This is a genomic window from Fredinandcohnia quinoae, assembly GCF_022427965.1.
In the GTDB taxonomy this organism is placed as follows: Bacteria; Bacillota; Bacilli; order Bacillales; family Bacillaceae_L; genus Ferdinandcohnia; species Ferdinandcohnia quinoae.
Window position 1 is genome coordinate 41,953 of the sequence record NZ_JAKTTI010000026.1, and the last position, 19,493, is coordinate 61,445.

At 34.5% G+C, this 19,493-nt stretch carries 22 protein-coding genes and 1 pseudogene; 18 read left to right on the forward strand and 5 right to left on the reverse strand.

All coding sequences use genetic code 11. The features are described 5' to 3' along the window. Positions 1-162: 162 nt before the first annotated feature. The 4 genes from MJG50_RS15365 to rlmD all read left to right on the forward strand — a co-directional run bounded on the left by MJG50_RS15365 (position 163) and on the right by rlmD (position 4,671). Entirely contained in the window at positions 163-753 is a 591-nt protein-coding gene (locus tag MJG50_RS15365; RefSeq protein WP_240256636.1) for a hypothetical protein, read from the forward strand. 150 nt (positions 754-903) lie between these two features. Continuing rightward, positions 904-2,370: a protein adenylyltransferase SelO gene (locus tag MJG50_RS15370; protein ID WP_240256637.1), complete on the forward strand. Its 1,467-nt coding sequence runs from the start codon at positions 904-906 to the stop codon at positions 2,368-2,370. 73 nt (positions 2,371-2,443) lie between these two features. Then, the gene (locus MJG50_RS15375; RefSeq protein ID WP_240256638.1) at positions 2,444-3,064 is read left to right on the forward strand and encodes an HAD hydrolase-like protein; all 621 of its coding nucleotides are present in this window, start codon (positions 2,444-2,446) and stop codon (positions 3,062-3,064) included. Positions 3,065-3,303: 239 nt separating this feature from the next. After that, positions 3,304-4,671, forward strand: a complete 1,368-nt coding sequence (gene rlmD / locus MJG50_RS15380; protein ID WP_431307297.1) for a 23S rRNA (uracil(1939)-C(5))-methyltransferase RlmD — start codon at positions 3,304-3,306, stop codon at positions 4,669-4,671. Positions 4,672-5,115: 444 nt separating this feature from the next. On the opposite strand, the pseudogene MJG50_RS15385 reads toward rlmD, so the two are convergent. Then, positions 5,116-5,273, reverse strand: a pseudogene (locus tag MJG50_RS15385) (transposase); the annotation flags it as partial. Between the two features lie 471 nt (positions 5,274-5,744). On the opposite strand from MJG50_RS15385, the gene MJG50_RS15390 reads away from it, so the two are divergent. After that, a complete protein-coding gene (locus tag MJG50_RS15390) occupies positions 5,745-7,148 on the forward strand; it encodes an HD domain-containing protein (protein WP_240256640.1) in 1,404 nt (467 codons plus the stop codon). Positions 7,149-7,175: 27 nt separating this feature from the next. On the opposite strand, the gene MJG50_RS15395 is transcribed toward MJG50_RS15390, so the two are convergent. Together MJG50_RS15395 and MJG50_RS15400 are read right to left on the reverse strand one after the other, a co-directional pair. Beyond that, positions 7,176-7,829, reverse strand: a complete 654-nt coding sequence (locus MJG50_RS15395; protein ID WP_240256641.1) for a cell wall hydrolase — start codon at positions 7,827-7,829, stop codon at positions 7,176-7,178. A gap of 194 nt (positions 7,830-8,023) precedes the next feature. Next, positions 8,024-8,941, reverse strand: a complete 918-nt coding sequence (locus MJG50_RS15400) for an aldo/keto reductase (RefSeq protein WP_240256642.1) — start codon at positions 8,939-8,941, stop codon at positions 8,024-8,026. Positions 8,942-9,091: 150 nt separating this feature from the next. On the opposite strand from MJG50_RS15400, the gene vanR reads away from it, so the two are divergent. From vanR to MJG50_RS15455, 11 genes are all read left to right on the forward strand, one after another. After that, positions 9,092-9,787 (forward strand): VanR-ABDEGLN family response regulator transcription factor, encoded by a 696-nt coding sequence (vanR, locus tag MJG50_RS15405; protein WP_240256643.1) that lies wholly within the window; start codon positions 9,092-9,094, stop codon positions 9,785-9,787. Positions 9,788-9,827: 40 nt separating this feature from the next. After that, the gene (gene vanS, locus MJG50_RS15410) at positions 9,828-10,904 is read left to right on the forward strand and encodes a vancomycin resistance histidine kinase VanS (RefSeq protein ID WP_240256656.1); all 1,077 of its coding nucleotides are present in this window, start codon (positions 9,828-9,830) and stop codon (positions 10,902-10,904) included. Between the two features lie 92 nt (positions 10,905-10,996). After that, positions 10,997-11,926 carry a D-alanyl-D-alanine carboxypeptidase family protein gene (locus MJG50_RS15415; protein ID WP_240256644.1) on the forward strand — a complete coding sequence of 310 codons (930 nt, stop codon included), beginning with the start codon at positions 10,997-10,999 and terminating at the stop codon, positions 11,924-11,926. A gap of 66 nt (positions 11,927-11,992) precedes the next feature. Next, positions 11,993-12,364: a hypothetical protein gene (locus tag MJG50_RS15420; protein WP_240256645.1), complete on the forward strand. Its 372-nt coding sequence runs from the start codon at positions 11,993-11,995 to the stop codon at positions 12,362-12,364. A gap of 127 nt (positions 12,365-12,491) precedes the next feature. After that, a complete protein-coding gene (locus MJG50_RS15425) occupies positions 12,492-12,968 on the forward strand; it encodes a DinB family protein (RefSeq protein WP_240256646.1) in 477 nt (158 codons plus the stop codon). A 156-nt stretch (positions 12,969-13,124) separates the two neighbouring features. Continuing rightward, positions 13,125-13,544 (forward strand): HTH domain-containing protein, encoded by a 420-nt coding sequence (locus MJG50_RS15430; RefSeq protein ID WP_240256647.1) that lies wholly within the window; start codon positions 13,125-13,127, stop codon positions 13,542-13,544. A gap of 364 nt (positions 13,545-13,908) precedes the next feature. Next, positions 13,909-14,577: a DNA alkylation repair protein gene (locus MJG50_RS15435; RefSeq protein WP_240256648.1), complete on the forward strand. Its 669-nt coding sequence runs from the start codon at positions 13,909-13,911 to the stop codon at positions 14,575-14,577. A gap of 130 nt (positions 14,578-14,707) precedes the next feature. After that, a complete protein-coding gene (locus MJG50_RS15440) occupies positions 14,708-15,397 on the forward strand; it encodes a DUF3888 domain-containing protein (RefSeq protein WP_240256649.1) in 690 nt (229 codons plus the stop codon). A 203-nt stretch (positions 15,398-15,600) separates the two neighbouring features. Then, the gene (locus MJG50_RS15445) at positions 15,601-15,789 is read left to right on the forward strand and encodes a hypothetical protein (RefSeq protein WP_240256650.1); all 189 of its coding nucleotides are present in this window, start codon (positions 15,601-15,603) and stop codon (positions 15,787-15,789) included. 121 nt (positions 15,790-15,910) lie between these two features. Beyond that, entirely contained in the window at positions 15,911-16,138 is a 228-nt protein-coding gene (locus MJG50_RS15450) for a cold shock domain-containing protein (RefSeq protein WP_240256651.1), read from the forward strand. Between the two features lie 149 nt (positions 16,139-16,287). Then, positions 16,288-16,671, forward strand: a complete 384-nt coding sequence (locus tag MJG50_RS15455; RefSeq protein WP_240256652.1) for a hypothetical protein — start codon at positions 16,288-16,290, stop codon at positions 16,669-16,671. A 224-nt stretch (positions 16,672-16,895) separates the two neighbouring features. On the opposite strand, the gene MJG50_RS15460 is transcribed toward MJG50_RS15455, so the two are convergent. Together MJG50_RS15460 and MJG50_RS15465 are read right to left on the reverse strand one after the other, a co-directional pair. Beyond that, positions 16,896-17,180 carry a hypothetical protein gene (locus MJG50_RS15460; protein WP_240256653.1) on the reverse strand — a complete coding sequence of 95 codons (285 nt, stop codon included), beginning with the start codon at positions 17,178-17,180 and terminating at the stop codon, positions 16,896-16,898. Between the two features lie 61 nt (positions 17,181-17,241). After that, positions 17,242-17,586 (reverse strand): MerR family transcriptional regulator, encoded by a 345-nt coding sequence (locus MJG50_RS15465; protein WP_240256654.1) that lies wholly within the window; start codon positions 17,584-17,586, stop codon positions 17,242-17,244. Positions 17,587-17,935: 349 nt separating this feature from the next. On the opposite strand from MJG50_RS15465, the gene MJG50_RS15470 reads away from it, so the two are divergent. Both MJG50_RS15470 and MJG50_RS15475 read left to right on the forward strand, forming a co-directional pair. Then, positions 17,936-18,562, forward strand: coding sequence for a GNAT family N-acetyltransferase (locus MJG50_RS15470; protein ID WP_345893246.1), 627 nt, complete (start codon positions 17,936-17,938; stop codon positions 18,560-18,562). A gap of 219 nt (positions 18,563-18,781) precedes the next feature. Then, a complete protein-coding gene (locus tag MJG50_RS15475) occupies positions 18,782-19,387 on the forward strand; it encodes a YgaN family protein (protein ID WP_240256655.1) in 606 nt (201 codons plus the stop codon). The last annotated feature ends 106 nt before the right edge of the window (positions 19,388-19,493 follow it).

Genomic DNA, 19,493 nt, shown 5'->3' on the forward strand with positions numbered 1-19,493 from the left:
ATTATCATATCCCCCACTGATTGTTAGTTGAACCAATCGGGCTTTTACTGGCAGTTATTCCTCACATAATCTTATCGGTTTTCTTTACGTTTTGAAGTTAGGGATATACTGCCAGTTAATGCGGGATAAAATAAATCAATTAGATAAAAAGTGGGGGTTCTTATGAAAAAGAAAATATCGTTATTAATTGTATGTTGTTTAATGGTGGTCATTACAGCTTGTTCTCAAACAGCTAATTCATCTGAAGGAAATGAGAGTCAGCTTAAAGAAGAAAATAGTAAACTAACTAAACAAGTAAATGAAAATGCAGAGAAATTAAAAGAATTAACAAAGAAATTAGAGGAACAAAATAAACAACTTGAAGATATGACTAAGGAAAAGGAGAATTTTGTATTTGTTAGTAATTTATCAAGAGATTTTGTACAGGCACATACTACAGGTGATGAAGAGAAATTACGTGAGTTAGTATCTGAAGATGTCGTAATTGAAAATAGAGAAAATAACATATATGCCATCATAAAAGGTCATGATTATGAATGGGAGTTATTTAACAATGAAGCTAGTACTCAATTAGATGACTGGGTTATTCAAGGATATGAATATGATCGTGAAACGGATACATATAGTCTGAATATGAGAGAGTTCATAACAGATGAAAATGGAGAGCCAGTTACTCCTCCAACATTTTTAAGTCTAACATTTAAATATGTGGGAGAAGACTGGAAGATTATTAGTATTTCATTTGATGTATAAAATGAGTAAGGATAAAGTGTAACTTCAATCAGTGGGGGTTTTACTGCCAGTTAAAACGGGATAAAATATGCCAGACAGAGCAAGCTTTCTATAGGAGAATCATTCAGAATAGCTGTTGTAAAAAATAGGCCGAGAAAAAAAGGTGATAAAATGGCAAACAAAAATGAAGCTAGATGGAACTTTGACAATAGTTACACCCATTTACCGAAGTCATTCTTTTCTAGCATGAATACAAACCCAGTTAAGTCACCGAAACTGGTTATTTTAAATGCTTGTTTGGCAAAATCATTAGGGTTGGATTCAAAGGAATTACAGAGTGATAACGGGGTAGCTGAGCTCTCTGGCAACGATATACCTGCATATGCTTCACCACTTGCACAGGCATATGCTGGGCATCAATTCGGACATTTTACAATGCTTGGTGATGGAAGGGCACTGCTTCTTGGTGAACAAATCACTCCACAGGGTGAACGCTTTGATATTCAGTTGAAGGGATCAGGAAGAACACCCTATTCAAGGGGTGGGGATGGCCGTGCGGCACTTGGACCGATGTTACGAGAATATATCATTAGTGAAGCGATGAATAGCCTAGGAATTCCAACTACTCGAAGTCTCGCTGTCGTTACAACAGGCGAAGCAATTATTCGTGAAGAATATTTACCGGGTGCCATTCTCACACGAGTAGCTGCAAGCCATCTCCGAGTGGGTACTTTTGAATATGCTGCAAGACTAACTACGGTGGAGGACCTTCAGGCACTTGCGGATTATGCCATACAGAGACATTATCCACATTTAGTGGATCATAAGGAACGCTATTTAGCACTGCTCCAAGAAGTGATTAAAAAACAAGCTTCATTAATTTCAAAATGGCAGCTTGTTGGCTTTATACATGGGGTAATGAACACGGATAACATGACCGTCAGTGGTGAAACAATCGATTATGGACCATGTGCATTTATGAATCAATACGATCCTGCAACGGTTTTTAGTTCCATTGACAGGCAAGGTCGATATGCGTATGGCAATCAGCCATATATTGGCGCGTGGAACCTTGCACGATTTGCAGAAACACTTTTACCACTACTAAATGAAAGTCATGAGGAAGCTGTCAAAATAGCCGAGAATGCGATTTCTGAATATGGTAAGATCTATGAGACAAATTATCTCAAGGGAATGAAAGCGAAGCTTGGGCTATTCAATGATGAAGATCAAGACGAAGCACTAGTTAAAGAGCTTCTCGCAATAATGCTGAAAAATAAAGCAGATTATACGAACACGTTCATACATTTAACGTTTAACACAATCGAAAAATCCGTTTTATATAACAAACCAGATTTTACAAAATGGCATGAGAAATGGCAGGCTAGATTAGAAAGGCAGCAGCAATCAATGGAATCAATTCATGAATTAATGCGAAATAGCAATCCAGCAATTATCCCACGTAATCACCGTGTGGAAGAGGCATTAGATGCTGCAGTTGAAGATGAGGACTACAGTGTGATGGAGCAACTACTTGATGTTCTTTCTAATCCATATGGACATACTCCTGAACAGGCTGAATACGCATCACTACCACCTGATTCGGATGAACCATTTCGTACATTTTGTGGAACTTGATTCACTTTTTCTGCCCTCCGGCATACATGTACGGAGGGCAGATCTTTTTTCCAATGAGCATGGAGGTGATGTAATGATTAAATATGTAATTTTTGATTTTGATGGGACACTTGTTGATTCTAAAAAAGCATTTGTATCTAGTTGGAATATACTTGCAAAAAAATATCATTTTAATGAATTAAAAATGACTGATTTAGAAGCAATGAAAAAGCTATCAATGAAGGAAAGAAGTAAACGATTAAATTTCCCTCTTTATAAAATCCCTTTCGTTATACCGAAATTTTATAAACTATATCAGTCTTCTATTCATGAGATTAAAATAATTGATGGAATCAAAGAGATGCTCCAAAAACTAGATGAAAAAGGATATAAATCTGCCATTATCTCTTCGAATTCACAGGAAAATATTAGTACTTTTCTAAAGGATAATCATGTAACAGGTATAACAAAGGTTCTCTGCTCGAGCAGCATCTTTGGTAAAGATAAGTTGATAAATCGTTTTCTAAAGGATAATAGATTGGCAGCGTCTGAAGTCATTTATGTCGGGGATGAACAAAGGGACATTATCGCTTGTAAACAAACAGGTGTGAAAATGATTTGGGTTGGCTGGGGATACGACTCTATTGAGGTTGTAGAAAAAATGAAGCCTGACTATAAGGTATATAAGCCTGATGAGATTTTGAATCTATTATAGAGGGACTCTCGGGATATTTTACTCGTGATAATAATCCATAAGTACCGTCCTCCTGGTCTAAAAATACTAGCTTTTTCTTCTTGAAGTTGTTAATATCTACTAGGTATGTTTTGATTACAAATTGAACGTGAATCCTATATACTAGGAAAGTGTGTGTCGTGATTATTAAAGAATTTTAAATGAAATGATTTTACTTTTTGAAGGAGTGGCATTTGTTGACTGTTACGAAAGAAGAAACAATGATTGTAGAAATAAATAAATTAGATGAAAAGGGTTCAGGACAAGCGGTTGTATGTCGGGAAAATGAACTTGGCAATCGTAAAAAATTAACACTTACTATTCCACAAACTTTACCAGGGGAAAAAGTACGTGTGACTGTTGATCAGCCTGACCGAAAACGTAGAAGAGCAATGGCTGAGGAAATTATTGATGCTCATCCTGAAAGAATCGGCCCGGATTGTCCACATTTTGAAAAATGTGGGGGATGTGTGTGGCAGCATTGGGATTATGCTGGACAATTAAAGCAAAAGACGAAACATGTGAAGCATGCTGTAGAATCTCAAGGTTTTGATCCGAATCTTGTTCAAGATACAATTGGCATGGACAATCCATGGCATTATCGTAATAAAATGGAGTTCACATTTGCAATAGATGGTTCACTTGGTCTCCATGAACAAGGGAACTTCCGTAAAATTATTTCACTTGAAACATGTTTAATCGCGGGTAAAGAAATGGTTGAAGCTGCAATGGAAGTGGCTGAATGGGTGAAGGACCATCAGTTAAAAGGTTATAACAAAGACCTTCATGAAGGTTTGTTACGCCATTTGATGGTAAGACAGTCATTTGTAACTGGAGAAATGATGCTTGCACTTTTTGCTACTGAAGGTCCGGAAGCACATCTTGAGAAGGCTGCTCAAGATTTGGTTCAGCGCATCGGAAATAAATTCCCACAGGTTAAGAGCTTATTATGGCTTGAAAATACGGATTGGGCAGATAGAACTCAATCAGAAAAGACTCATATCCTAGCAGGAAGAGATTTTATCTATGATGAAATGGATGGCTACCGTTTCCGACTATGGTTTGATACCTTTTTCCAAACAAATCCGACCCAAGCTCAAAAACTAGTTGATTTAGCGATTGAAATGGGGCAACCAAAGAAAACGGAAAAAATGATTGACCTCTTCTGCGGTGTTGGTACATTTTCGCTACCATTCGCAAGTAGAGTAGGAAAGCTTGCTGGAATTGAGATTGTTGAAACTTCAATCGAATCTGCCAAACGTAATGCAAAGGATAATGGCATCGAAAATACTTTCTTTTTAGCAAAAGATGCGCGAAAAGGAATTGATGAAGTATTAGAAAGCTTTGGCAATCCTGAAATTTTATTACTTGATCCACCAAGATCAGGCGCCGGTGGAAAAGTAATGAGAAAAATAGGACGCGCAAAACCTGCGCGAATCGTCTATGTATCATGTAATCCAGACACATTCGCTACCGATATTAAGGAGCTTGTTGAATTTGGCTATACATTAGAAATTGTACAGCCAGTTGATTTATTCCCTCATACGATGCATGTTGAGGCAGTTGCAAGACTTAGTTTGAAACAATAGTTTAATATATAGTGTTTTAAAAAATGACGATTTTATTTTCTAGTACCGATACCTTTCGAATCGTTAAATAATATAATAAAATGTTAATTTTTATTTTACACCGCAAATTGCGGTGTTCAGATTGTCGACAAAAGGCATCGAGAGGACTCCCTCTCGGTGTCTTTTGTCAATTTGGGATGAAATTACGATTAAAATACGTTGATTTCCGCTCCAGATGTTTGCTTTCCGGGGGGCGTTCGCCGAGCCTCCTCGGCGCTGACGCTTCTGCGGGGTCTCGCCTGTAACGCTAATCCCCCAGGAGTCAAACACCTGCCGCTCCAATCAACTAGTTGAGCACTTTCAAGCAGGTTACTAAGCCCAATTTGCAAATTTTTTAAAATATATTGCAGCACAAGCTGCGTCAGTAGCTACCGCCAGTGACTTCTTTACTTTTTCTATAACTTATATGATGATCATCTTAATCAAAACTACGAGGTTGATACTTGGACGACCGATCCCTGAATATAAGTTTTCAACTAAGGGTAGATGAACGAAAAATCAATCGCTGAATCTAGCTTGTGTACTAAATGATCTTCAGGAACTAATTGACCGATTGTCAGCATTTCTAATTACTCACGTTCATTTGCTTGGTTTCTTGCCATCATGGTTCGTCACCTCGAAAAGTATTTTATTAAAAAGTTGAAGTTGATTGGAACGGAGGATGGCGACTCCTCGATAATGCTGCATATTTTCTACATGCGATGAATATGCTGCCGTAGCTTTACTGTCCCACGGGAAAAGCGGTTCGGCCCGACCGTGGAAAGCGACCACACGGAGTGAAAATCATCCTACATCATTTACCCATTTCTATTCTAAATGAAAAAAAACTGCAGGCCGCAAATTGTGGTGTTTTTTGTATAAATAAATGATGAATAGTTCAATCAGATTGACCGAGCTATACATCATTTTATTAATTCCAATAATACAACTCTTCGTTATTTTCAATTAAAAAAGTAGCTACTAAGCATAGCGATTTAAAAGGACTATTGAAAATATTTAATAAGTGTTATAATTTTCAGAAATGAGGTGATATGATGGTGGATAAAATGGTCGATAGTTTACTTGAAAAAGTAAATTATTTGAAAAAGGAACAAATAGAACAATTAAGAGAAGCAATTTCATTTGCTATAAAGGCACATCATGGACAAAGAAGGGCTACAGGTGAACCATATATTATTCATCCATTTACAGTTTGTGAAATACTTACTGATTATAATGCCGACGTAGTTACTCTTATTTCTGCATTATTACATGATGTTGTAGAAGATACAAATTACACCATTGTTGATATCATTCGAAATTTTGGTTCACAGGTTGCTTTAATTGTTGAGGGATTAACAAAAGTGGATAAGGGTACATATCAAAAAGAGGAATATAATGCGATTAATGTAAAAAAATTGCTTACTGCATCTATTGAAGACGTTAGAGTAGCAATTATTAAAATTGCGGATAGACTTCATAATATGAGGACTCTTTCAGTGAAGAAAATTGAACAAAAAGTAGCCTATGCAAATGAAACTTTATCATTTTTTTCACCTCTTGCTGAAAGATTAGGTTTATTCAAAATGCAAGTGGAGTTAGAGGAATTGGGATTTGGATATTTAAACCCGACAAAATATCAAAAGATAAATAAGCTAATAAACAACTATCAAAATCTATTTATCGAAAAGTTCAGGATATTTATTGATGAAATGAAAGTTGGAATAGATACCCCTCCAATCGAGCTAGAATGGGGGAAGGTTCCGATATACAAGTCATACTCATTGTTGCAAGAGGGATCTCCATTTTCAGACTTGTTCACAATCAAAGTTATTACAGATTCAAGTATTGATTGTTATACCGTTCTTGGTAGAATACATACTGCTTATAAACCAATAGATCAACAATTTCAAGATAACCTCGCAATAGAGAAGAATATATTTTCCAACCATTTAAGTACGAAAGTTTTAGTAAATGATGTTGAGGTCAGATTCAATATCCTTACAAAGGACAATTTAAAAAATAATCAATTAGGTGTTTTTAGCTTAATACATGATAATTTAACTAGTGGTGAAATTAAGTCATTGAGTATGGGAATTCTTAAAGATTCGATTGAAGCAGTAAAGTTGATTTCGAAAGATCCAATAGAGTTTTATGATTTGATTTCATATGAGTTACTACAAAAAGAAATTACAGTTTTCACACCTAAATTAGATGCTGTCTTATTACCGGAAGGATCGACAATTATTGATTTTGCATTTAATTTTAATCCTTCTTTGGCAAAAAGAATGATACACGTTCGAGTAAATAACGAGATTAAACCATTGAACACAGTCCTTAATGATCTAGATATTGTGGAAATAATAACAGTTGATAATGATACAGTTAGTTTAGTTTGGTTAAATTATGCTCAAACTGCAAAAGCGTGTAAAGAAATAAATGGCTTAATAATCAACTAAAGGTAATGCAGTTTTGAGAAAAGACCCCTAATTTTTAAACACATGTTGTCCAATGACAACCGTAGTTTCTCTTGAATCTAGCCAACGGCTTGTTGCAATGTCTGGGTTGTAAAAGAATAATGAATCTTCTGCTATATTTCTCATGTCAGTTAGTGCTGCATATACTGCCTTAATGGACTCTTCGTCCGCTGGTTTATTAACTTGTCCATTTGCAACGGGTTGAAATTGTTTGCGCTGATAAATAACTTCTCTTATCGTATCTGGAAATTGAGGGCTTTCTAAGCGATTTAAGACAACTGCGGCTACTGCTACTTTTCCTTCGAAAGGTTCTGTTTGCGCTTCAGCTCGTACAATTCTTGCTAATAAATCAATTTCTTCATCTGTGAATTTACTACTTTCAGTGTTCGTATTTTTCATTGTGATACTTTCTGTCTTAGAAATGGTTACCCCTTTTATAAGTTCAGGTGTGTTTTTTGGAGTATCCGTATTTATATGTTGACCGACAATAATCAGGTCTAAATTTTCAACTTGCGGGTTTGCCTCTGCTAACTCATTTAACGTCATCCCTTGTTCTGCAGCGATTTCTGACATTGTATCACCTTCAACAACCGTATAAGCAAATGCATCGTTAGCAAAAATAAGTGATGCTATTAAAGCTAGTCCAAAAATTAGTTTTTTCATTTGAGAGTCCTCCTAGTTTTTAAGTATTGAGAAACACTTATTTACTCTATGTCTATGAAAAAATAAAATTGGATAGTATTACAGTTTGTTTACATGAAAATGACAAGCGATAGATTAACATGAAGAACATAAAAAGGAGTCCCTTTGGTCTACTGACCTTTAAGGACTCCCTTTATGTATATTTTATTTATTGTTTATGGAAGGATGTTGCCTGCTGCACGATAGATGCTATACCATTCTTCACGTGTCAGTTGAATGTCACTTGCTTTAATGCAGTCTTTTAACCTGTCAATATTCATCGTACCGGTTACCGGCTGCATGTTTGCAGGATGTCGTAAAAGCCAGGCGATCGTAATCGTCGTGTTACTTACTCCATATTTATTAGCTATTTCATTAATTGCTTGGTTCAATTCTGGGAACTTATCGTTATCAAGGAAAACACCTTCAAAGAACCCATATTGGAATGGAGACCAAGGTTGAATGGTAATATCATTCAGTCTACAGTAATCAAGAACACTTCCATCTCTGTCAACGGCAGAATCATTTTCCATATTTACATTAATCCCATTTGAGATCATATTAGCGTTAGTGATACTTAATTGAAGTTGGTTTGCAACTAGTGGTTGCTTCACGTATTTCTTTAACAGTTCGATTTGCATTGGTTTCTGATTAGAGATTCCAAAATGTCTCACTTTTCCAGACTGTTCAAGAATGTCAAACGCTTCAGCCACTTCCTCAGGTTCTACGAGGGCATCTGGACGATGTAAAAGTAGAACGTCAAGATATTCTGTTTTCAAGCGTTTCAATATCCCATCAACAGAATTTAAAATATGTTCTTTCGAAAAATCAAACATTCCCTTACGAATCCCACATTTTGATTGCAAAATCATCTTCTCACGTACAGCTGCATTCATATGGATCGCATCTGCAAAAATCTCTTCACACTCACCACCACCATATATGTCTGCGTGATCGAAGAAATTCGCACCTTCTTCGATAGCTGTTTGGATGAAATGTTCTGCCTCGTTTTTATCAAGTGAATTAATACGCATACAACCAACCGCAATGGCTGGTACCTCAAGTGTGCTGCTTCCTAATTTAATTGTTCTCATGTTTTTCCCTCCATATTATGTAACTTGTAGGTGTGACACCATTTAATTATATATGATACAATTTTCCTGAATGTATTGAAAGTGAGAGGCTTTGTTCTTGGATCATTTTTCAAAAACGTCCAGAAGTTTTAATAGGGGGTAAATCAAAAGATGAGCATCAATATACTTGTAGTTGATGATGAAAAAGAAATTGCTGATTTAGTAGAATTATATTTAAAAAATGAAAACTATCATGTACATAAATATTATAAAGCTGAGGATGCTCTAACATGTATTGCAGAAGAAAAATTGGATCTCGCCATTCTTGATATTATGATGCCTGAAATTGATGGCTTCGAGTTATGTCGGACTATAAGAGAGACTTATCATTTTCCTGTCATTATGCTATCAGCAAAAGGGGAAGAAATTGATAAAATCACTGGTCTGACGTTAGGTGCTGATGATTATATAACGAAACCATTTCGACCATTGGAGCTTGTTGCACGTGTAAAAGCGCAACTACGAAGATTTAAGACATATAATCAGCAGGAATCGGAACAAAATCAAACTTTCCTTGCATTCTCAGGTCTAGTTCTCGATCAAAATACTAGAAAGTGTATGTTAAATGAACAATCTATTTCCCTAACACCAACAGAGTTTTCAATTTTATGGTATTTATGTGTCAATAGGGGAAGAGTGGTCAGCTCAGAAGAAATATTTCAGGCTGTTTGGGGAGAGAAGTATTTAAACAATAATAATACGGTAATGGTTCATATTAGGCATTTACGGGAAAAGATGAATGATTCTACTGAAAAACCAAAATATATTAAAACCGTCTGGGGAGTAGGGTATACGATTGAAAAATGAATTTAGCAAATTAAAAAGAAAAATCATTTTCCAGATTGTAATGATTACTGTAATAGCAGGGTTTATCGGCTATTTTATTAACTATTTGATTATTGACGGTGTGCTGCAAGATCCATTTGCTAATTGGTTTATTAGCTTTTGCGAACGAGTACTACGGTATGACTATATGACTGCACATAATATGTATATTGAATTATTTCGGCAAAATAAACCATTATGGCTAGCAATTGGTTTCATCTTTATTTTACTACTTATCTTCTACTTTGCACTTAACAGATTCACTCGCTATTTTAATGAAATCAGTGCCGGAATGAATAAGCTGGCTGAGGAATCAGAGACAGAAATTCATTTGTCACCTGAGCTTGAATTCATGGAGAAAAAATTAAATTCAGTAAAATCCAAGTTAGAAAAACGTACGAAGGATGCTCTTGAAGCAGAGCAGCGAAAAAATGATCTAGTTGTCTATTTGGCTCATGATATTAAAACACCACTTACATCTGTAATTGGATATTTAAGTCTACTAGATGAAGCATCAGATATGCCAATCGAGCAAAAAGCAAAATATACAAAAATCACATTAGAAAAAGCGATTCGTTTAGAAAGTTTAATCAATGAATTTTTCGAAATAACAAGATTTAATCTTCAAACTATCATACTTGATAAAGAAAAAATCAATTTATCTTTTATGCTTTTGCAAATGGCAGATGAATTCTATCCAATGCTATCTCCGATGGGAAAAGAAGCTGTGGTTCATACACCTGAGAATCTTTTTATACAAGCAGATGCAAATAAATTAGCAAGAGTATTTAATAATATTTTGAAAAATGCAATCGCATATAGTGATGAAAATAGCACAATCGATATTCGTGCAAATACAGATGATCACCTTGCAATTATTCGTTTTACAAATCGTGGTAAATTCATTCCACCTCAAAAATTACAAGCGATATTTGATAAATTCTATCGGCTTGATGATGCCCGTTCAACTCAGACTGGCGGATCAGGACTAGGACTTGCAATTGCGAAGGAGATTATTCATGCTCACGGTGGTACGATAACTGCTGAAAGTAATGAAGAAAAAACAACTTTTACCGTCACCATTCCTATTCAATCTTAAGGAATTCTTAAGAATTAACTAATAGAATGTTAAAAAACAACTCTTTTAATTATGTTTCAATAGAGACATGATCATGAAGGAGTTGTTTTAACATGGGAACAAGAAAACTAATAATAAGGACAATATTACTATTAGGAATTATGACAGTATTCATAATCGCTTATGGTACGAGTGAAAAATCCAATATTTCGATTCAAGATAAATTGATTCATTTAACTAAAAATATTCAATTGAAAGATTCAGAGAAAAGTGAATCTGAACTAAGCAGCACGAACGCTATTTTAGTTAGATTAACTGACAATAAAATTGTTGAGGAAAAGGATAGTCAAGAGGTCATCTATCCTGCATCCCTTACTAAAATCATGACAACCTTAGTTGCAATTGAAAGCATTTCAAATGTAAAGGAACGGGTAATCCTACCAGATAGTATGTTTACAAGACTGTATGAAGAAAACGCATCTATGGCCGGTTACTTACCAAATGAGGAAATTGCAGCAATTGATCTTCTTTACGGCATCATGCTGCCGTCAGGGGCAGAAGCATCTGTTGGATTGGCAACTTATATTGCTGGTTCAGAGGAAAGCTTTGTCCAACTAATGAACGAAAAAGCGGAGCAGCTTGGAATGGATAACACACATTTTACAAACGTGACTGGACTACATAATCCTGACCATTATACAACGGTTAAGGATCTCTCAATACTTCTAAAAGTTGCCTTAAAAAATGATACATTTAGAACAATTTTTACAGCTGAGAGGTATTCCACTTCACCTACAAATCTTCACCCAGATGGAATAACTTTTAAAAGCACTATGTTCAAAAATATTGGTACTAACGAATTGGATAATGGACAAATCATCGGTGGAAAAACAGGTTATACCGAGGAAGCCGGACTTTGCCTAGCTAGCCTTGCAGAAATAAATGGGGAAGAATATATATTAATTACAACAGGGGCCCCAGGAAACCATCAGACTGAACAGTTTAATATAACGGATGCATTATTAGTCTATGGGGAATTATGAATTGGGATATGTTCAAGTCGTGAGAGGACTTATGAAACACTTTCTTAAAAGGGGGATTTTCATCAAATGGATCATTCAGGATTGTTAATGATGGCTATCGTTTGGGGTGTTTTATATATCTATTTTTTAACACCTCTACCTTTTCAAAAATCAACGGAAACAGAACAGCATTCTGAAATGAAATTTGGTAGTGCGTTAAAATTGAGTGTTATAAAAATCACCTTTCATAGAAAAGCAATTCTGGCATTCATCCTATTGTTGATCACCTTGTTTGTAACGTGGTGGTCTCAAGTACAGAATGAAATATATAACGAAATACATGGAATAAGCTTGCAGACAACACCTATAAACTACACGGTAGGAACAATAGTGTATGCAGTAATTATCTATTTGTTAATGGTTGGTAGAAGAGCGTTAAAGTTGTATAAATATATTTGATGAGTTCCCTTAATATAGAATTTTAAAAAATTGCAAATGAATGGGTGCTTAAAAAAGAGGAAATAGGTACTTCCATATAGAATTTTTACAGAGTCTAAAAATCTATTATATAGGTGGGAGCACACATATGAAAAAGCTATTTCAGTATAACTGGCAGGTTAGAGAAGATTGGTTTAGATGGTGCGAAGATATCCCAGAAGAGGAATTACTTAAGAAACGGGTTGGTGGTGTCGGTAGTGTCCTGTACACTCTGTTTCATATCGTAGATGTCGAACAAAGTTGGATTCATTTTTTGAAAACACAACAAAATTTAGAGGAGCCACCGTTTGAAGATTATGCAAGTTTGTCAAAAGTGAAAGCTCTATCAAACCAATTTCACGCTGAGATTGAACCGTTTATACAGTCTTGGACGAATGAAATGGATTCCTTAACAATACAAGCAACTAATTCCAAGGGTCAAACTGCGACTTTTAGACATGGGGAAATAATGCAGCATGTCATTGCTCATGAAATACATCACATTGGTCAGTTGTCTGTTTGGGCAAGAGAGATTGGACGGGAACCAGTGACCGCGAATTTAATATTCAGAGGACTATACGAATGAAAAATTGTGTCACTATAGCGTGCTTTACTTTAAATTGGCTGCCATTTCGGTAGCTTTTTTTCTTCTTCCACTACCGTGAAAATATACTTAAGAAGGGATTTAAACAAATCGTATTGAACTATTAACAGAACATGTTGTTTAGGAGGACTATAATAAATGGATATAAAAGCTGGAGACCCAAGAGATTTGTTAAAAACCATTATTGATGAATATAAGATAACACCCTATAGTATGAGTTTAATCAGTGGGATTGACGAAGTGAAAGTGTTAGAATATGTAAACTATGATACTGATTTATGTTTTTTACCAGTTGAGAAGTTGCTTGATTTTACGGATTTGATATTGTTCCTTTCAGTTGGAATGAAAGATGTAACGCCAGACGAAAGGGTATCATCCATTATTGAACATTTAAATGTTTCTTATAATATCTCGTTTGAGACATTATCGATATATGCAAATATAGAGGAAAAAGAATTAAGACAGTTTATAGATGATTATGACTCTTTATCATTTGAAAAACGCTACAGATTAGGCTTAGTAGTTCTGTTTTTACATTTTGTGCTAACAAAGAAATAAAAGATCGTTGTATGGGGGCTATAGCCAAGTAGGATTATACCTAATTTTGTTGAAATTATTAAGCTAATGAAACAGGATAGTTGTAGAAGTATTATGGCCAACAGCTTGGTGAAAATACCTACAAAGAAGATTTAAAAGTAGGTATTCATTTGGAAAAAATCATCTTAATTTGTAGCTTAATTTTTATAACTGTATCACATCTCAAGTAGAAGCTAAATATAGCACCTATACTTTTAGAACGAAAAGGTATGAAATAATGAGTTATTGTCACATCATTTATATTATATGCAATTATTCTGTAAGTCTTATGTAAGTCTTATGTATGACTAGCGGGGATGTTACTTTAAAAAAGGAGTTGTATAAAATGGATGGAAAAAAAGATACAGAAATAAAATGCTCTCCAAAAGCAGAAAACATTCTACATCAGATCAATAGTAAAACTAAGCTAGGCGACTTACGAAAAATCGCGAAGGACATTAAAAAAGATCACGAACTAGCTATGGAACTTTGGTCATCCGAAGAGTTTTTGCCCAGACTTTTAGCAATCTTGATTATGGACAAAAAACATCTGTCAAAAGATGTGATAAATAAGCTTGATATGGATATGCAGACCCACACTTTTGATGAGCGAAATAACTTAATGGATTGGTTAATGGCTAATCAGCTTACCAAGGACAAGAAGATAATTGCGTTGATGGAGTCATGGGAAAATAGTCCTTCTGCTCTTCAAAGGCGAGCTTTCTGGTATTATCAAGGGCGATTGAGATGGACTGGACAAACACCACCTGATAACACCGCTGACTTGCTTTCTGCAATAGAAGCTAATATTACGCTGGAAGAACCGGAAGTTCAATGGGCTATGAATTTCACCGCAGGCTGGATAGGCGTTTATGATGAAAAGAATCGTGCACGTTGTATTAAACTTGGTGAAAAAACGGGTCTTTACAAAGATGAAATAGTAGCAAAAGGATGTACTCCCAACTATTTGCCAGAGTTCATTACGATTGTGGTTAACAAACGACATAATAATTAGTTGCCTCTCAAAAACTTATTAGGGTTTGATGTAAAAAATAAAGGAATTCAAAGCCTTAATTTTTACCATAGGCTTATAAATAAAATCACCTCATTTGTGAAACATACAAATGAGGTGATTGACTTTGAGGATGGAAAAAATTATAGGCTCATTACTTATAATTTTATTTATAGTTTCTTTTACCGATAATGCCCAAGCTAATGAACAGCAAGATAATTCTAACTATTTTAAAGTTGATTTAACTGGCTATGAAGTATATTCTTTTGGTGATTTTAATCAAATTGGTTATAAAATCACTCCTCTTTCACAGTTATTTTTAGGAATAATTCAAACAGAGCAAGAATGGATTGACGAACCTCGTTTTTATATCAAAGGAAATAAGGGATATTTTCACCTGTGGAAAAAAGATGGGACAAATGTAATCTACACAATTGAAAAGCAAACAAGTGGGGATTTAAAAGATGTTTGGAAAATTGTAGATGTTCGAAGAAAAAAAATCAACAGAATTCCAGTACCAAAGAAATTACTTAAAGATGCATTAATTGAACGATTAGTTGACCCGATTTTTAACGCGGTTGATAGTTATTACGGTGAGCCTAAACTTTGGTTTAGAGGTGATGAAAAGGTCCTTAAAATTAAAAATTATAAGGGTGGTATTAACGTGACAGTGCAAGTGATGACATTTGAAGGAGCCCATAATCCTCCTTATGGCGAAGAAACAATAACCTTCCAGATTTCAAGTGGTGGTAATGTTAAGGTTCTAAAATATAAACATAGAGACATTCCAGAAAATGAATGGACTAAGTTGCAACTGCGGTAAAAGAGTAAGATATTGTAAAAAATTATACTTAAACAAACAGGTACGTTTATGCATCAAGATGAACCACCTTTTTCGTTGAATTCCTTATTGAACAAACGCAAGATAGTTAAATAAGGATATGAACCATGAACTTTGGGAATAATCTAGCCTGTATATGGTGAAATTTGGATATAACGCGAATTAAAAAGGAGGTAAAAGAACACTTGGGTCCCTTTATAATATTCCTTATTGTTGTATTATCAGTTGTAAGTGACTTCCTATGGATTGATCAAGATCGTAAAAGATGGGGTTGGATGAGTAGTTGGTCCAATAGAAATCAAGCATTATTTTTTATAGGGTTTATTTTGGTTACAGGCTTGGTTTATTTAGCTATGAGTATTAAGTATATATAATAAGAGAATTTAACCACAATGAATACCAATTTATTTGCTGACGAGAAGGTATCTTTTCTCTTTGGTTGGTACTAAATGTGCAGGTTAGTTGAACAAGATTATGTCCTATTGGGGGGATAAAATGAGATCTAACTTAAAAGGGGTATGTAAAAATTTTAATAAAGATGAGGGGTGGGGATGGATTTCTATTGAAGGAGAAGATGATGTTTGGGTTCACTTCAGTAGTATCCAAATGGATGGTTTTAAATCACTTACAACTGGTGAGGCTGTATTATTTGACCTTGAAGAAAATCTAAATTTAAAGGAACAATCACGTAGAGCTCTAAATGTTAAAAGAATTTGTAATTAGATTAACTAAATTGTGAGTTTCTGTGAAATACAGAATGTCTTTTCACTAACGAAACAGATTATTAGAAAGGTATAAATTACCATTAAAAAATTTGTATTTTTCTAAGATGCTTAAAAAAGTTAGGGTATTGAAAACCAGTGGGGTGTGGAATGAAGAAAAACATTTTAGCCTTTATCATCTATGTTCTGATTGTAGTAGGCGCAATTACATCAGTATTCATTATATATAGGGACATTGACAGTTCTTTTTCTATTGCTTTTGTTATCGGTTATATCATTTTTCTTTTTCTCGCTATTTTATATTTTATAATTGTGGTATTTATTAACCTGAGAAAATTAAAATGGATTGATATAAGGAAAAGACTGTATAAATTTATTGCTTATTTTGTTTTTTTAAGTGGGTTTACTTATACGGCTGACTATATCTTTAATTCATTAGAATTTGATGTGTATACTATAGTTTCAATCTCCCTAGGTTTATCTTTTTCCTTTGTTTTTCTTGACCTACTCTTTTTTAATGAGAAGAATGGCTAAAATACTTGAATTTTTGATTTTTCATCATCTACTGGGTGCGCTGATAAAAGAAGGAATAAGACACTTTTTTAGAAGTTATCAAACTAACGATGCAGGTTAATATAATAAGAGAGATAATATTTCAAATCTCTCTTTTTGCTTTCACCGTTACCTTTTTAAACGGAGGAATAACCATGAAAAGGTGCATGTAGAATGAGAAGTAACCTTAGAAAGTCTCCAGCTATCTAGTCAAGACTTTCATGCAGCAGGTGATTGACAAAACTAGAAATCTTGCCATTTTTTAATTTGTCTAGTGGAACAAGCTTACCACTAACTGCAACTGCCGGAAGTGTAGTAACCTCATATTCTGCTGTCTTCAATTCCATTATACTTGTGAAGTCTGTGTTGTTCGCATCATAAACGATAATAGTACAACGTGAACAAGCATAATCTTTAACTAGATTTTCAAGATCGTCTGAAAAACGGCTGCTATCTGTAAAAATTTCAATGGTTTTACTCACGGTCAACATCCTTTCTAATTTTTATTAACAGGGGACAATCCTCTTTACGGTGTGGAAACGAATGGACTGGTCATGAAGTTGCCTGCTCCAGCAACGATTTGAAACTTTCCAACCGAGCAATTTTTTCATTTATTTCATTGATTTTGGCAATAGCGAAGGCATTCATTTCATCCGTTGGAAAGTAGTGATCCTGTTTGATTAATTCTAAAATTTGTTTGATTTCGTTTAGAGTGAAACCAATTTCTTGAGCTTTTTTGATAAGCAATACATCCCCGATTGCCGATTTTGAAAATTGTCTGTATCCTGAACCGTTTCTTTCCGGTTTAGGAAGCAGCCCTCGTTTTTCATAATATTTTATAGTTTCGACGTTCACGTTGGCAGATTTAGCTACCTGACTAATTGTGAGTTTTTTCATACGTTATCTCCTCCCAAATTTATCGTAAACCCAATACTATAGTACCAAGTCAAGCAAATGTATAAAAAATCTTTTCGTATGTTCAGGTTTGTTTTAGAAAAGATGAAGTGTAGTTATACGTATATTATAATTTAAGAAAATAATAATAATTACAGGCTTTCGTGAACTAAAGTGTGCCTTTTTTGTAGAAGTAACTGTACTGTCGGTACAGTTTTGTTAGAGAAAAAATATGGCCTACAGTTTGGAGAAAATACCTAGGTCCTTTTGTAAAGATTGTGGTTATCAAATAAAATAAGGTTAAATTTGGATTATATGGTATGATTCTTACAGTGAGATATTCAGCAAACGGATGTTTAACGGAATAAGAGATGTAAAGGGTGATGGTATGAGTGAGCAAAGGTATTTCCCTAAATTAGAGACTAATAGATTAATATTAAGAAATGTTAACGATGCTGATACTGAATTTATTTTTAAACTTTTCAGTAATGAAAAAATATGTGACTTTCTATATGATGAAGAGCTATTTACTAAAATAGAGGATGCAATCGAATTTATTGAGTGGAATACAAATCCAGAAGAAAAGGGATATAATAGATGGATTATAGAGAAAAAAGACACCAATGAAAAGATTGGTACTTGTGGTTTTGATTTATGGGATAGAACCAATAACATAGCAGAAATAGGGTATGATTTATGGTATGAGTTTTGGGGATGCGGATATATGAAAGAAGCATTGATTGCAGCAATAGAGAATGGCTTTAATAAGATGAACCTTAATAGGATAAATGCATTTGTAGCTTTGGAAAACAAAAAGTCTACAACTACATTAGAAAGTTTAGGATTCATAAATGAAGGCATTTATCGAGATAAACATTTATTAAGAGGCAAATACTATGACCATTATTCGTATTCACTATTAAAGAAAGATTGGAACAAGCAAAAGATCTTCAATAATATGGGAGCTGTTATTGAATAACGGATACAGCCGTTTCTTTAACGATTGGTTGTTTTCTATATCTCTGCAGAAAATTCACTGTGATGTGATTAGAATTCTTTCAGCTATTTTTTCGCCAATTTTTTGCTTTAAGAGAATTATACTAGAAACAATAGGAGTTCTGGACTATTCTGCTGAAATGTTTGCTTTGGTCGGTTTGTGTCAACGGGGATAAGCTACAAGTGAATAGGGGGGATAGAAATGAAAAGAATATTTGTAATACTATTATTAGCCCTGTCGATATTTACTTTAAGTGCTTGTAATAATAAAAACTCGAAGTCAAATACTATTTCTGTTGTTGAATTAACAGAGAGAGAAAATGCAATACTTTCTATAACCTCAGATGAATCATTTGTATTTGATTTCAACATAGATAGTGAATATAAGGAAGCTTCCGTTTGGATTGAAAAATATGAAACAGGAAAATTAGTTAATGATAAGATCAGTCAAATAACATCTCAGATAGAAGGCAACGGTTCAATTATCTTTACAACGTCGAAAATTGATAATAATGAAAAACATCTTGCATTCAATATTGGACTAAGTAGCAGTGGTAGCACGGGTTCGACTAATGGTTTGGATACAATTTCAGATGGGAAAGTGAATATGTCAGCTGTATGGGGTACCTTTCAAGGAGAGAACACTTCGATAGATGGCCAAGTCGTATTAGCGAGTATTTGTTATTCTAAAAATGAAAGTGTTATGAACTCAATTTCTACTAAATTTTATCAAGATGCAGAAAGTCATTTGAATGAGCTGGCAGAGTATGATGTAGTTTACCTTATTAAAACTGAATTTTTGAAATAGAGTTTGCGGCTAAGTGATTGGGTAGCTTTAAGGTGATCAAAGGAGGTCGCCTTTTTTCTGTGAAAATAATCTTTGCACTGTTAGTAGGTATAGATCTTTACCTGAG

Excerpts from the sequence above, each read along its gene's own strand:
- MJG50_RS15365 (WP_240256636.1), top strand. The coding sequence starts at position 163 with ATGAAAAAGAAAATATCGTTATTAATTGTATGTTGTTTAATGGTGGTC.
- MJG50_RS15370 (WP_240256637.1), top strand. The coding sequence starts at position 904 with ATGGCAAACAAAAATGAAGCTAGATGGAACTTTGACAATAGTTACACC.
- MJG50_RS15375 (WP_240256638.1), top strand. The coding sequence starts at position 2,444 with ATGATTAAATATGTAATTTTTGATTTTGATGGGACACTTGTTGATTCT.
- rlmD (WP_431307297.1), top strand. The coding sequence starts at position 3,304 with ATGATTGTAGAAATAAATAAATTAGATGAAAAGGGTTCAGGACAAGCG.
- MJG50_RS15390 (WP_240256640.1), top strand. The coding sequence starts at position 5,745 with ATGGTGGATAAAATGGTCGATAGTTTACTTGAAAAAGTAAATTATTTG.
- MJG50_RS15395 (WP_240256641.1), bottom strand. The coding sequence starts at position 7,829 with ATGAAAAAACTAATTTTTGGACTAGCTTTAATAGCATCACTTATTTTT.
- MJG50_RS15400 (WP_240256642.1), bottom strand. The coding sequence starts at position 8,941 with ATGAGAACAATTAAATTAGGAAGCAGCACACTTGAGGTACCAGCCATT.
- vanR (WP_240256643.1), top strand. The coding sequence starts at position 9,092 with ATGAGCATCAATATACTTGTAGTTGATGATGAAAAAGAAATTGCTGAT.
- vanS (WP_240256656.1), top strand. The coding sequence starts at position 9,828 with ATGATTACTGTAATAGCAGGGTTTATCGGCTATTTTATTAACTATTTG.
- MJG50_RS15415 (WP_240256644.1), top strand. The coding sequence starts at position 10,997 with ATGGGAACAAGAAAACTAATAATAAGGACAATATTACTATTAGGAATT.
- MJG50_RS15420 (WP_240256645.1), top strand. The coding sequence starts at position 11,993 with ATGGATCATTCAGGATTGTTAATGATGGCTATCGTTTGGGGTGTTTTA.
- MJG50_RS15425 (WP_240256646.1), top strand. The coding sequence starts at position 12,492 with ATGAAAAAGCTATTTCAGTATAACTGGCAGGTTAGAGAAGATTGGTTT.
- MJG50_RS15430 (WP_240256647.1), top strand. The coding sequence starts at position 13,125 with ATGGATATAAAAGCTGGAGACCCAAGAGATTTGTTAAAAACCATTATT.
- MJG50_RS15435 (WP_240256648.1), top strand. The coding sequence starts at position 13,909 with ATGGATGGAAAAAAAGATACAGAAATAAAATGCTCTCCAAAAGCAGAA.
- MJG50_RS15440 (WP_240256649.1), top strand. The coding sequence starts at position 14,708 with ATGGAAAAAATTATAGGCTCATTACTTATAATTTTATTTATAGTTTCT.
- MJG50_RS15450 (WP_240256651.1), top strand. The coding sequence starts at position 15,911 with ATGAGATCTAACTTAAAAGGGGTATGTAAAAATTTTAATAAAGATGAG.
- MJG50_RS15455 (WP_240256652.1), top strand. The coding sequence starts at position 16,288 with ATGAAGAAAAACATTTTAGCCTTTATCATCTATGTTCTGATTGTAGTA.
- MJG50_RS15460 (WP_240256653.1), bottom strand. The coding sequence starts at position 17,180 with ATGTTGACCGTGAGTAAAACCATTGAAATTTTTACAGATAGCAGCCGT.
- MJG50_RS15465 (WP_240256654.1), bottom strand. The coding sequence starts at position 17,586 with ATGAAAAAACTCACAATTAGTCAGGTAGCTAAATCTGCCAACGTGAAC.
- MJG50_RS15470 (WP_345893246.1), top strand. The coding sequence starts at position 17,936 with ATGTTTAACGGAATAAGAGATGTAAAGGGTGATGGTATGAGTGAGCAA.
- MJG50_RS15475 (WP_240256655.1), top strand. The coding sequence starts at position 18,782 with ATGAAAAGAATATTTGTAATACTATTATTAGCCCTGTCGATATTTACT.